Origin of the sequence: Priestia abyssalis, assembly GCF_002019595.1 — a bacterium.
Taxonomy (GTDB): Bacteria; Bacillota; Bacilli; order Bacillales; family Bacillaceae_H; genus Bacillus_BA; species Bacillus_BA abyssalis.
In genome coordinates this window covers 1,259,297-1,271,641 of record NZ_KV917369.1, presented here as the reverse complement: position 1 = coordinate 1,271,641, position 12,345 = coordinate 1,259,297, and the positions used below count along the sequence as shown (strand labels likewise).

The window sequence follows — 12,345 nt, the reverse complement described above, 5'->3', positions numbered from 1 at the left end:
AGTCGTTCTTGTTTTCATGGACATTTAGATATCGGGCAAAATTTTTGACACTCGGAAACACTTATATTACCATAAATGGATGGTTCATGTTATTTGTGCTCATACCCCCATTTATTTTCTCTTGTGCACCCCGTTTTTACCTATGTTCCATTCTCTTTTCCGACTTTAATGCGCATGCCGGCCATTTCAAAGCAAAAAACGACCAATTAGCCATTTGAAGGGAGTTTGATGATGCAAAAAATTACAAAAGTCTTTATTGTTTCATTCATTTTGACATTTCTTTTTATCCTTTGGGGAGTTCTTCCTGAGTCCCTCATAGGAGCAGCTCATATTACGAATGTAACGGGCAACGTGCATTCTTTTATTATTGAAAAATTTGGTTGGTATTACTTATTGGCAGCGAGCTTATTTTTAATTTTCACTTTATTTCTCGCATTTTCAAAATACGGGAATATTAAACTCGGAAAAGATGATGATGAACCGCAATACAGCTATTTAACATGGTTTGCCATGCTGTTTAGTGCTGGAATGGGGATTGGTTTAGTATTCTGGGGTGTATCTGAACCGATGTATCACTATTACACTCCGCCGATGGGAACCGGAGAAACAACGGAATCCGCACGTATCGCATTTCGTTATTCATTTTTCCACTGGGGCCTTCATCCATGGGCCATTTATTCGGTCCTTGCCTTAGGGCTCGCCTACTTTCAATTTAGAAAAGGGGCACCGCTCGTCATCAGCCGCATTTTACGCCCGGTTTTAGGTGATCGAGTTGATGGAACATTAGGAGTAATCATTGATTTTATCGCTGTCTTCGCAACCATTTTTGGGGTAGCAACATCGTTGGGGCTTGGTGCTATTCAAATTAGCGGAGGGATTTCTCATTTAGTGCCGTCTGTCCCGAATAATGCGAATACACAACTGATTATCATTGTTGTTGTCACGGTTTTATTCATGCTTTCCGCGCAAACGGGACTAAATAAAGGAATTAAGTACTTAAGTAATTTAAACGTTGTACTTGCTGTTTCACTCATGCTATTTTTGCTGTTTGCCAGCAAAACGAACTTCATCATGGACTTGTTCGTCACAACGATTGGTTCTTATTTGCAAAACTTGCCGTCCATGAGTTTTCGCTTAAGTCCATTTGAACAAAATACGTGGGTACAGGATTGGACGATTTTTTATTGGGCATGGTGGATTGCATGGGCTCCATTTGTAGGAACATTTATTGCCCGCATTTCAAAAGGAAGAACAATACGGGAGTTTATAATTGGAGTATTGGCTGTCCCTACCGTTTTTGGAGCGCTATGGTTTTCGACGTTTGGCGGTTCAGCCGTATACTTGGATCTTTTTGAAAATATTCCTGTCATGCAGGTAATCAATGATAAGGGTTCGGAAGTTGCCTTGTTTTATGTATTGGAGCAGTTTCCTTTAGGAACGCTCATGTCCATTATTGCCATTTTCCTGATTGCTACCTTCTTCATTACATCCGCAGACTCCGCTACTTTTGTACTGGGGATGCAAACGACCGGTGGAATGTTGAATCCGCCTAATATGGTAAAATTCGTATGGGGAATTGCTCAGTCGGCTATTGCAGCCATTCTTCTCTACACAGGAGGTTTGGGTTCATTGCAAACAGCATCCATCATTGCCGCTTTCCCATTCTCTTTCGTTCTTCTTTTAACGGCTTTCTCTCTTTTTAAATCGTTAAAAGAAGAAAAAAGTAAAAACAGCACGAATTCACGCTTGCATTAAAACAGCTTACAGTTATTGGGGAAACGGCTTTTAGTGGATGGAATTTAAAAAGGCGGCTTGGAAGGAAATCCTTTCAAGCCGCCTTTTTCATGTAGTTATTCGGAAGATTGATTTTCATGGATAAGTCTTTTCTCAAAGAGTGTACCTTTTGCTTTTGGAACGCAGGCAAGCTGATGCTTGCGAAAACAGCCTCATGAATAAAGCCATTTTATAATTTGCTCTATGCAAGCAAAAACGGATAAAGAAAAAATCGTCGTAACTACAGCTGTTTTTCTTCTCCCTACAATATATTCTGCAATCACATATGCTAAATATAAAAAGATAAAAAACAAAATGACTTTTGCCATTTCTTCATCACGATGTGAGAGATGTTCCACAATGACATATCCCGTCCAAATCAAAAACTGAAGAACCCATAAAACGATTGTAATGGTTATCTCCCCTTTTCAATAGGGCTAAACATAGTTACTCCTCAAAAAACGTGGTTCTTGAATGAAACAGCAGGTGAAGAAAGCAAAGGCTCTCGCAACCTGTTACAATATCAGCACTTGTACTATTATGAATATGCATGGGGAATCAACTTATTTTTCATTTTTGTAACAAATGTTTAACAACAACAATATTTGGGAAATGCCATGATAAAATATAAAAAGAAATTTGTTAGAACAGGAGAAACAAACATTCATTGAAAGAAGTGACTTGCATGACATTCAAATTGTCCGCTGTTTTCATGATGGCTGTTGTGTTGCTGACAAACTGCGGCAGCACTAAACCACAAGGGATTACGATTCAAGCGATTGAAAAGCAAGTTTTGCTATTTTCTAATGATGGCAATACAAGAGCTGAAGAACTTTATTACGATGCTTTATTGGATTTAAGAACGGAGTTTCCTGAAGAATTAAAAAATGTGCAAATCATCCACCAATCAACCGTCTTGATTAATAATGACCTGATTGAGCTGCATAGCTATCCAGCCTTACTTCTTGTGGAGAATAATAAGGTTGTGGCTAAAATTGAAGGAACTGTTTCGAAGCAGCAAATCACGGAGCAATTGAAGCAAACATTGAGTATGAATGAAAGCTACACTGCTCAGTAAAGCAAAAAGGCAATATCGAATGGATGTTTCGTTATAAAGAAAAAATATAAAAAGCTGGAGAGGCATTCTCCAGCTTTTTTATTACTACTTAATGTTTATTTTACGATGTGGATTGGGCTTCCAATTACCACTTCTGCTGCTTCCATTGTAATCTCTCCAAGAGTTGGATGAGCATGGATTGTCATTGCTACATCTTCTGCTGTCATACCAGCTTCAATAGCAAGGCCGATTTCAGCAATCATGTCAGAAGCGCTCGCACCAGCGATTTGTCCGCCGATTAACACGCCATCTTCTTTACGTGCAATAAGCTTCAAGAAGCCGTCCGTGTTGTTAAGCGCAAGAGCACGTCCGTTTGCCGCAAATGGAAATTTAGCTGCTGTAACTTCAATGCCTTCTTCTTTCGCTTGTGCTTCTGTGTATCCAACAGATGCAAGCTCAGGCTCTGCGAATACAACTGCAGGAATAGCCAAATAGTCGATTTCAGCAGCATGTCCACTGATTGCTTCAGCTGCAATTTTACCTTCATAAGAAGCTTTATGTGCAAGCGGTGGTCCAGCTACGATATCACCAATTGCATAGATGTTAGAAACGCTTGTACGGCACTGGTTATCGATTTCGATTACACCGCGGTCTGTCATTTTCACACCAACTTGCTCTAAGCCCATTTCGTCAGTGTTTGGACGACGACCAACTGTTACAAGAACGTAGTCAGCTTCAACTGTTTTCGTTTCGCCGCCAACTTCAAATGTAACGTGTACACCGTTTTCTGTTTCTTCTACACCTCTAGCCATTGCTTTTGTGTAAATTTCAACGTTACCTTTTTTCTGTAGGTTACGTTTTACGAGTGTGCTCATTTGCTTTTCAAAGCCAGCTAAGATTTCATCACCCGCTTCAACAAATGTTACTTCTGTACCGAAGTTAGCATAAGCTGTTCCAAGTTCAGTACCGATGTAACCAGCACCGATAACAACCATTTTCTTCGGAACTTCTTGCAATCCTAATGCACCAGTAGAATCTAGTACACGTTTAGAGAATTTGAAACCAGGAATTTCAATTGGACGAGATCCTGTTGCAATAATTGCATTGTTGAATTTATAAGTTTGAGCAGAGTTTTCATCCATTACACGTACAGTGTTTGCATCCACAAAATACGCTTCACCGGATACAACGTCTACTTTGTTGCCTTTAAGAAGACCTGCAACGCCGCCAGTAAGCTTCTTAACTACACCGTTTTTGAACTCTTGAACTTTTGAAAAGTCCACTGTAACGTTCTCTGCTTTAATTCCCATATCTTCAGAATGCTTTGCAGTCTCATAACGATGACCCGCAGCGATAAGTGCTTTTGAAGGAATACATCCAACGTTTAAGCATACGCCTCCAAGCGTTGCTTTTTCTACAACAGTTACTTTTTGTCCTAATTGAGCTGCACGGATTGCTGCAACATATCCGCCAGGACCTGCGCCAATGACAAGAGTATCTACTTCAACTGGGAAATCTCCTACTACCATTTCTACTACGCCTCCGTTAACAATATAATTCTAGGCCACTTAGTAACCGCTTACTATGGTTTAACATCTCGGGGGCAATGACGCCCCCAATTTATATTAATATTTCTCAATCATTTAGTAAACACAAAATTCAGTTTACTGTTTTTAGAAGCGATTACGCCTCCATTAACAATAATTCTGGATCGTTCAATAAACGCTTAATGTGGTTAAGAGCGTTTTGAGCTGTTGCACCGTCAATCATGCGATGGTCAAAGCTTAATGATAAAGCCAATACTGGAGCAATCACAATCTCGCCGTCGCGTACAACTGCTTTTTCAGCAATACGGCCAATACCTAAGATTGCTACTTCCGGATGATTGATAACTGGAGTGAACCATTGGCCGCCAGCAGAACCGATGTTTGTAATTGTACATGAAGCACCTTTCATTTCAGCTGGAGCTAATTTACCATCGCGGGCTTTTGTTGCAAGTTCATTGATTTCATCAGAAATTGCGAACACAGATTTGCGATCAGCATTTTTTACAACTGGTACTAATAAGCCTTTTTCTGTATCAGCAGCAATACCGATATTGTAGTAATGTTTTTGAATTACTTCATCTGTTGCATCATCAATAGATGTGTTAAACACTGGATACTTCTTAAGAGCAGAAGTTAATGCTTTTACCACATATGGTAAGAATGTTAACTTGATGCCTTGTTCAGCAGCAATGTTTTTGAATTTCTTACGATGTGCAACAAGTTTTGTTACATCGATTTCATCCATTAATGTAACGTGTGGAGCTGTATGTTTTGAATTTACCATTGCTTTTGCAATCGCACGACGGATTCCGCTCATTTTTTCGCGAGTTTCTGGGAATTCGCCTTCTGGTACGACTGTAGCCGCTGCAGCTTTTGGAGCCGCCGCTTCAGCTTTTGCTTCTTCTTTCACAGGAGCAGCTGCAGCAGGTTGAGCACCACCAGCTAAGAAGCTGTCGATGTCCGCTTTTGTAATGCGGCCATTTTTACCTGAACCAGGAACAGCTTTGATGTCGATGCCTTTTTCACGAGCGTACTTGCGTACTGATGGCATTGCGACTACTTTACGGTTAGGATCAACTGCCACTTGAGGTTGTGCACCTGCACCAGTTGTACCTTCTGCTTGAGCAGCTGGAGCTTCTTCTTTCTTCACATCTTGTCCAGCTTCAGCAGTAGCTTGAACTTGAGCTTCTGTTTTCGCTTCAGCAGCTGGAGCCTCGTCTCCGTGGTCACCTTTGAACTTTAAGTTTTCATAACCTGGTGCATCGAAAGTCACGATAACTTGACCTACAGTTGCAACTGTACCTTCGTCCACTTTCAATTCTAATACTTTCCCTTTAACAGGGGAAGGAATTTCTACAACCGCTTTATCATTTTGTACTTCTGCAAGTACGTCATCTTCGCCTACTTCATCTCCAGGTTTAACAAACCATTTTACGATTTCGCCTTCATGGATACCTTCACCGATATCTGGTAGTTTGAATTCAAATAATGCGCCTACTTCAGTTGCCACGAGATTCAACCTCCTAATAATTCATTCCAGTCATATAAATGATCTGGCTCTAAAAACTTTGCAAAAGAAATCAGTGTACAACTGATTCCTTTTGCCTTTGTTAAATATGATAATCGTCTTTCCCTGTCGAAAAGGAAAAACAAACTTAATTAGAATGATAAAACTTTTTTCGCAGTTTCAACGATGTCTTTGTGGTTTGGTAACCATACACTCTCAGCCTCTGAGAATGGGAATACTGTATCAGGTGCTGTTACACGCAATACTGGAGCTTCAAGGCTAAGGATTGCACGATCATTAATTTCAGCTACAACATTTGCTGCAATACCAGCTTGTTTTTGAGCTTCTTGTACAACGATTGCACGTCCTGTTTTTTCTACAGAAGCCACAATTGTTTCAATATCTAAAGGTTGAACTGTGCGTAAGTCAACTACTTCTACAGAGTGGCCTTCTTTTTCTAATTCTTCAGCCGCTTTTAATGAAGCATGAACCATTGCACCATAAGAGAAGATAGAAAGATCTGTACCTTCGCGCTTCACATCTGCTTTACCGATTTCAATTGTATATTCGCCTTCAGGCACTTCTTGACGGAAAGAACGATATAATTTCATGTGCTCTAAGAACACAACCGGATCATTGTCACGGATAGCAGCAATTAAAAGCCCTTTCGCATCGTATGGAGTTGAAGGAATAACGACTTTCAAACCAGGTTGAGAAGTCATTAAAAGTTCTAAGCTGTCAGCGTGAAGTTCTGGTGTATGAACGCCGCCACCGAATGGTGAACGGATTGTCACAGGCGCTGTCCAACGACCGCCAGAACGGTAGCGCATACGCGCAAGCTGGCCAGAGATAGAATCGATTACTTCGTAAACGAAACCGAAGAATTGGATTTCAGGAACCGGACGGAAGCCTTTTAAGCCAAGACCGATTGCAAGACCACCGATACCTGATTCAGCAAGAGGCGTATCGAATACACGATCTTCACCAAACTCAGCTTGTAAGCCTTCAGTTGCACGGAATACACCGCCGTTCACACCAACGTCTTCACCGAAGAGTAATACGTTAGGATCATTTTTTAATTCTGTGCGTAACGCATCAGTGATTGCTTGAATCATTGTCATTTGCGCCATGGCTTACTTCGACTCCTTCTCTTTGTAGATTTCAAACTGTTCTTGTAAGTTGTAAGGCATTGTTTCGTACATATTAGCCATTAAATCCGTTACTTTTTGTTTTGGCTGTTCGTCTGCCTTCTTGATTGCTTCTTTGATATCTTCTTTAGCTTGTTCGATTGCTTTGTTTTCTTCTTCTTCGTTCCAGATGCCTTTCGTTTCTAAGAACTTGCGGAAGCGTACAAGCGGATCTTTCTTTTCCCACTCGTTTTCTTCTTCTTTCGCACGGTAACGAGTTGGATCGTCACCCGCCATTGTATGTGGACCATAACGGAATGTTAATGTTTCGATTAATGTAGGACCTTCACCGTTTACTGCGCGCTCACGTGCTTCACGAACTGCTGCATAAACCGCTAATGGATCCATACCGTCTACTTGAATACCAGGGATACCTGCAGCAACTGCTTTTTGAGCAATTGTACGAGCAGCAGATTGTTTTTCAACCGGTGTAGAAATGGCAAAACGGTTGTTTTGAACAATGAAAATTGCTGGAGCTTTGAACGCACCTGCAAAGTTGATACCTTCGTAGAAGTCACCTTGAGACGCACCGCCGTCACCAGTGTACGTAATCGCAACTGATTTTTCACCGCGCTTTTTAATACCTAATGCCACACCCGCTGTTTGGATGTATTGGGCACCGATAATGATTTGCGGAGAAAGTGCATTCATATCTGCAGGGAATTGATTTCCGTGGAAGTGTCCACGAGAGAATAAGAATGCTTGATATAATGGAAGACCGTGCCAAATTAATTGTGGAACATCACGGTAGCCAGGTAATACAAAGTCTTCTTTTTCTAACGCGAAATGAGAAGCGATTTGAGAAGCTTCTTGTCCAGCAGTTGGTGCATAGAAACCTAAACGACCTTGACGGTTTAATGAAATAGAACGTTGGTCAAGGATACGAGTGTACACCATACGACGCATTAATTCTTTTAATTGATCATCACTTAAATCAGGCATTGCCGCTTCGTTAACAACTTCGCCCTCTTCATTTAAAATTTGGAATGTTTGGAACTGCTCTGCAATTTTATCAAATTGCTTTTTTACATCAACAATAGCTTTTTTTGTTTTAGCAGCCATCTAAGTCACCTCTTCCTTTCATTTACGGTTGGGTAATTTCTTGTTGCTAGCCATGCTTACACATACATTGTTAGAATAACCAATTTAAATTATTAAAAGTCATACTTTATCGACTAGCATTTAAAAAGGAGTCGATTTCGGACTACAAGTTATGTATTCCCTGACGATTCCGTAGAAAACATCTCAGTAAAAGGAATGTTTCTAAAATATTATGAAAGAGTATCTGTATTAATCTCGCATCTAAAATGATTAATACACATTCTGTTTTCACGGATTAGTTTACACTATTACAAAATGTTTCGTCAACGCTTTTGTACCAATATTTCTTTTTATTTTGAAAGCGCCTGTCAAAAAAGAAACAAATTCTCCACTGTACTAATACAACTTGTAGTTCTGTATTATATGTTTTATAATAACCTAAATCTCTCTTGTTTTATAACCCCTTAAAAAATTACCATTCTCTTTTATTAAACAACTCACCGAAAACCTTGCCAATCATCACCTTCTTTTCGTATTCTTTCATGAAATTTCAACAAAAATCTTTGATTAGATTATGATGTAAAAATCCATTCTAACTTTTAGCATAAGCAGACAAAAAAGAGCCGGTGCATTTTATTGCACAGACTCTTTTTGATTTTCTTTTACTACCTCAAGTCCAGCTTTTTTATATAAAGCGGCCTTGGCTTCATTATACTGTTTTGTTAGCTGATTAAACTCTTCATTTGCTTTCATGATTTGTTCGTAAGTCTTATTGATCGTTGTAATTTGATTTTCTAGCTCGTCCAGCTTAACGTCTTTCTTTTTGAACATTTCATATAGTTGTCGATCAAGTTGAACCGCTTTTTCATATTGTTTATGCAGCGCATCATAACTGTCGTAGCGTTTATTCATCAGAACAATTAATGATTCTGCCTCTTTTTTATATTCTTCTTCTTCAAGGTCCTGAATAAGCTCAGTTGCTGCTTTGAATTTCTCTTTAGATTCATCCATACTCTTTTTTTCTTCCCGGATGCGCTCTTCTCTTTTCTTTACGATGTCTAATGCCTCATCAGAAAGACGCTGAATTTGTTTATGCTCTTTCATTCCGAGCGAAATGATTTCATCATACTTCTCTTTTTCTTTCTTTTCCAGCTCTACTAACGGCTGCTGCTGCTTGGAAAATTGCTTTTCAGATGTCACCACTTCTTCCAGTGCTTTGTAGATGTCAAGTTGAGGAGAAGAATTGGCGCAAGCTGTCAGCCCCAGCACGACCGCCGTCAACAAAGCCATTTTTTTGATTTTATTTACGTACCGCACAATAAAAAAGCCTCCCTTATTTATGTTACACATTATACTATAAAAAAAGGGAAATGGGTGTTTTTTTCTCTTTAATTAATTGCCTCGTGAGCTTTTTCTCTTCACCAAAAATCGCTTCATAACATATTTTATATTAGCCTGTATTATCCAGAAAAAGAATACAGGCTAATATGAAAAGGAGGCACATATCATGTACGGTTATGGATACGGTTGCGGTTATGGATATGGGGCTGGAACTGGCTGTGGAAGCGGGTTTGTATTAATTGTTGTTCTCTTTATCCTGCTTATTATCATCGGGGCAGTCGTTTGTTGAAAGGAAGCGGTCCTTTTGGATCGCTTTGTTCTTTTAATCGGGGCATTCCGCTTTCATAATGACTTTTACATACGCTTTTGTTAGACTGATTTTATATGTGAACGTTGCATAAGGAGGTTAAAAAACATGATTACCATGAAAGATATCATTAAAGAAGGTCATCCGACATTGCGTGCCGTGGCTGAAGAAGTCCCACTGCCCGCTTCTGACGAAGATAAAGCAACGCTGCGAAGCATGATCGAATATGTAATAAGCAGCCAAAATCCTGAGATTGCTGAAAAATACGGACTTCGCCCAGGGATTGGTTTGGCTGCACCACAAATCAATGTATCAAAACGAATGATTGCCATCCATGTAACGGATGAAAAAGGGACACTTCACAGCTATCCGCTATTTAACCCAAAAATCGTCAGTCATTCTATTGAACAGACGTATTTATCCGGAGGAGAGGGCTGCCTTTCTGTAGACCGTGACGTACCGGGTTACGTTCCCCGTTATTTACGTGTTACCGTGACAGGAACGACATTAGATGGTGAAGAAGTCAAGCTTCGTTTAAAAGGCTTGCCCGCCATTGTATTTCAGCATGAAATCGATCATTTAAACGGCATTATGTTTTATGATCACATTAATCAGGAAAATCCATTTCAAGCCCCGGCAGATGCTGCACCTCTCGAGCGCTAGGAAATTAGAAAAATGGAGCGAGAAAAAGGGGCTGTCCCATAAGCCTCTAATCAATTGCAAAAACTGATTTACTAAAAGGCCCCATCATATAATCCCTTGGTTTTACTGGATTATCATGACGGGGCCTTTTTAGCTCATCCTCTTCTCTATTTCTTTTCGCTAACAAACTCATAAACAGCATGGTCCACCTCTGCACTTTCATGTAAATCAAAATGGGAAACAGGAAACGAAGCTGTTTTCACCTTATCTGAAAAGCCACTCAAAAATAAAGCACTGTTTTCTGTCACTGATCCATCCCCTTTCGTTTGTCTCATTTTTTCAGAATTACCAGCTATTGAAAATATATATACATCATATTTATTTAAATGACCAAACTTCACATGAAGATCTTTTAATGCAGAAGATCCAGCTTGCAGGTCAATGGATGCAGGCGTACCTTCGTCTGTCTTTGCGTTTGGGTATTGCTTTACAAGATCCTTCATATCTAAACCAGCTGCCGGAGTTCCCAGTGTAACGAGTTTTTCTACTTTTGGATAAGCCGAAGAGGAGTAATCTGTTATATATTTTAACGCCGCAAGACCTCCCATGCTATGGGCAATAACGTTAATTTCTGTTGTTTTATAATGCTTTCCGGTGACTGCAGCGATTTGTGCAACCCACTCCCCCTGTTGCTGCAGGCTTGCTGTGTTATTTTTAAACACAACATGAATGAGAGGAATTGAGCCGTTCTTAGCTTTTTTCGCGCTGCTCCATTGCAATGTACCTTTATAGTTTACGATACATGTTTGTACATGAGTTCCCCATCCATTAGATTCAAATCGTTTAATCATCGATGCCATGGAACGTTCTGTCCCCCGAAATCCATGAATCATTAAAGTCGGCTGCTGTTTAACGGATCCTGCTCTCATGATGGGTTCTTTATAAAAGAAAACGATGATGGCAAGGCAAGCAACGATGCAGATAATCCAAATTATTGTTTTTATCATGATCCAATTATGTACCGTCCATATCAAAGAAAATTATACTGCGTATTTTCATTGTTCATCACCTGTTTATTGTATGTTTTTTTAAGAATGGAAGGCGTTGATGTAGTAGCTTTTTTTACGCGTGAAGCTAAATAAATACCGGTCAAGATAACGACCAAACCAAAAACCATTTGCCCTTAACAACAATAAGGCACTATACAGCTTTCCCATCTGCAACTCTCCTACGCTATGTATTCTATCTAACTCTCATTTGGTACAACAAAAGCCGCCCCTTCATGCTCTTTTATGTTCGCAAGCATCTCCGCTGATTCATATAAAATGTATAGAAAACACAAAATATTGTCAAATACAAGAAGATATATCATGAGAATTCACATCTACCAAATATAACCATGAAAAACTTTCAAAAAAACACACATACTAAAATATAGAAAAAATGAGAGACAGCATTTCAATAAGGAGATGAAATTGTCATGCTGAAACGTTTAAGAAAAAAACTATTAGATCGTTGGAATGAACTCCTTCGCAAAAAAACAATCGCGTAGGAACAAAAGCGAAAGCTCGCAAGGCTATACGCTGAAACTGGACAACCACTGAATCATTCACGAAGTGATTAACAAGCCAATGTTTAAAGACAGCCTCTCTGCTTAGAGGGGCTTCCTTTAACAACAGCGAATGTCCTATCATGATTTTTAGCCTGTTTGAACGGAAATGCAGCAGGCGGAGTTTGTGTCTTATGCCCCTTTATCCTTTAAAGTATTGGCACAAAATGACTGTTTTCTAGAAAAAATTCAAACATTTTGCTATTATATGTTATTCTTTAATGAAAGCTTTTTCACTAAAATAAAACGCTTATTTTATTTCTTCTACCTCTCATTTTAGGGTCAAAACGTAACCATTATAGGTTTTCCTGCATTGACTTGTTCTGGTTAGGTG

The 12,345-nt window shown here is 39.5% G+C and carries 12 protein-coding genes; 4 read left to right on the top strand and 8 right to left on the bottom strand.

The genetic code is table 11. The features are described from left to right. Nucleotides 1-231 precede the first annotated feature (231 nt). Entirely contained in the window at nucleotides 232-1,755 is a 1,524-nt protein-coding gene (locus tag BK575_RS05870) for a glycine betaine uptake BCCT transporter (protein WP_078409327.1), read from the top strand. Between the two features lie 191 nt (nucleotides 1,756-1,946). Here the strand turns inward: BK575_RS05870 and BK575_RS05865 are convergent, their stop codons facing one another. Next, a complete protein-coding gene (locus BK575_RS05865) occupies nucleotides 1,947-2,132 on the bottom strand; it encodes a hypothetical protein (RefSeq protein WP_235867316.1) in 186 nt (61 codons plus the stop codon). Between the two features lie 308 nt (nucleotides 2,133-2,440). On the opposite strand from BK575_RS05865, the gene BK575_RS05860 reads away from it, so the two are divergent. Next, nucleotides 2,441-2,851, top strand: a complete 411-nt coding sequence (locus tag BK575_RS05860; protein WP_078409325.1) for a hypothetical protein — start codon at nucleotides 2,441-2,443, stop codon at nucleotides 2,849-2,851. A 95-nt stretch (nucleotides 2,852-2,946) separates the two neighbouring features. Here the strand turns inward: BK575_RS05860 and lpdA are convergent, their stop codons facing one another. The 5 genes from lpdA to BK575_RS05835 form a co-directional block, all read right to left on the bottom strand. Then, nucleotides 2,947-4,359, bottom strand: coding sequence for a dihydrolipoyl dehydrogenase (lpdA, locus tag BK575_RS05855; protein WP_078409324.1), 1,413 nt, complete (start codon nucleotides 4,357-4,359; stop codon nucleotides 2,947-2,949). A 154-nt stretch (nucleotides 4,360-4,513) separates the two neighbouring features. Beyond that, nucleotides 4,514-5,887, bottom strand: a complete 1,374-nt coding sequence (locus tag BK575_RS05850; RefSeq protein WP_078409323.1) for a dihydrolipoamide acetyltransferase family protein — start codon at nucleotides 5,885-5,887, stop codon at nucleotides 4,514-4,516. Between the two features lie 149 nt (nucleotides 5,888-6,036). Continuing rightward, nucleotides 6,037-7,014 (bottom strand): alpha-ketoacid dehydrogenase subunit beta, encoded by a 978-nt coding sequence (locus tag BK575_RS05845; protein WP_078409322.1) that lies wholly within the window; start codon nucleotides 7,012-7,014, stop codon nucleotides 6,037-6,039. 3 nt (nucleotides 7,015-7,017) lie between these two features. Continuing rightward, nucleotides 7,018-8,133 (bottom strand): pyruvate dehydrogenase (acetyl-transferring) E1 component subunit alpha, encoded by a 1,116-nt coding sequence (gene pdhA / locus BK575_RS05840; protein ID WP_078409321.1) that lies wholly within the window; start codon nucleotides 8,131-8,133, stop codon nucleotides 7,018-7,020. A gap of 612 nt (nucleotides 8,134-8,745) precedes the next feature. Further along, complete coding sequence (locus BK575_RS05835) at nucleotides 8,746-9,429, bottom strand: YkyA family protein (protein WP_169907564.1); 684 nt, start codon at nucleotides 9,427-9,429, stop codon at nucleotides 8,746-8,748. A gap of 190 nt (nucleotides 9,430-9,619) precedes the next feature. Between BK575_RS05835 and BK575_RS05830 the strand changes: the two genes are divergently transcribed. Together BK575_RS05830 and def are read left to right on the top strand one after the other, a co-directional pair. Beyond that, nucleotides 9,620-9,742: a YjcZ family sporulation protein gene (locus tag BK575_RS05830; protein WP_078409319.1), complete on the top strand. Its 123-nt coding sequence runs from the start codon at nucleotides 9,620-9,622 to the stop codon at nucleotides 9,740-9,742. A gap of 126 nt (nucleotides 9,743-9,868) precedes the next feature. After that, nucleotides 9,869-10,423 (top strand): peptide deformylase, encoded by a 555-nt coding sequence (def, locus tag BK575_RS05825; protein WP_078409318.1) that lies wholly within the window; start codon nucleotides 9,869-9,871, stop codon nucleotides 10,421-10,423. 146 nt (nucleotides 10,424-10,569) lie between these two features. On the opposite strand, the gene BK575_RS05820 is transcribed toward def, so the two are convergent. Together BK575_RS05820 and BK575_RS29280 are read right to left on the bottom strand one after the other, a co-directional pair. Further along, nucleotides 10,570-11,409 (bottom strand): alpha/beta hydrolase, encoded by an 840-nt coding sequence (locus BK575_RS05820; protein ID WP_139367973.1) that lies wholly within the window; start codon nucleotides 11,407-11,409, stop codon nucleotides 10,570-10,572. Nucleotides 11,410-11,490: 81 nt separating this feature from the next. Next, nucleotides 11,491-11,619, bottom strand: a complete 129-nt coding sequence (locus tag BK575_RS29280) for a hypothetical protein (RefSeq protein ID WP_268877703.1) — start codon at nucleotides 11,617-11,619, stop codon at nucleotides 11,491-11,493. Nucleotides 11,620-12,345 lie beyond the last annotated feature (726 nt).

Bases quoted from the DNA above. Each gene is read 5' to 3' on its own strand.
- BK575_RS05870 (WP_078409327.1), top strand. From the start codon at position 232: ATGCAAAAAATTACAAAAGTCTTTATTGTTTCATTCATTTTGACATTT.
- lpdA (WP_078409324.1), bottom strand. From the start codon at position 4,359: ATGGTAGTAGGAGATTTCCCAGTTGAAGTAGATACTCTTGTCATTGGC.
- BK575_RS05845 (WP_078409322.1), bottom strand. From the start codon at position 7,014: ATGGCGCAAATGACAATGATTCAAGCAATCACTGATGCGTTACGCACA.
- pdhA (WP_078409321.1), bottom strand. From the start codon at position 8,133: ATGGCTGCTAAAACAAAAAAAGCTATTGTTGATGTAAAAAAGCAATTT.
- BK575_RS05830 (WP_078409319.1), top strand. From the start codon at position 9,620: ATGTACGGTTATGGATACGGTTGCGGTTATGGATATGGGGCTGGAACT.
- def (WP_078409318.1), top strand. From the start codon at position 9,869: ATGATTACCATGAAAGATATCATTAAAGAAGGTCATCCGACATTGCGT.
- BK575_RS05820 (WP_139367973.1), bottom strand. From the start codon at position 11,409: ATGATAAAAACAATAATTTGGATTATCTGCATCGTTGCTTGCCTTGCC.
- BK575_RS29280 (WP_268877703.1), bottom strand. From the start codon at position 11,619: ATGGGAAAGCTGTATAGTGCCTTATTGTTGTTAAGGGCAAATGGTTTT.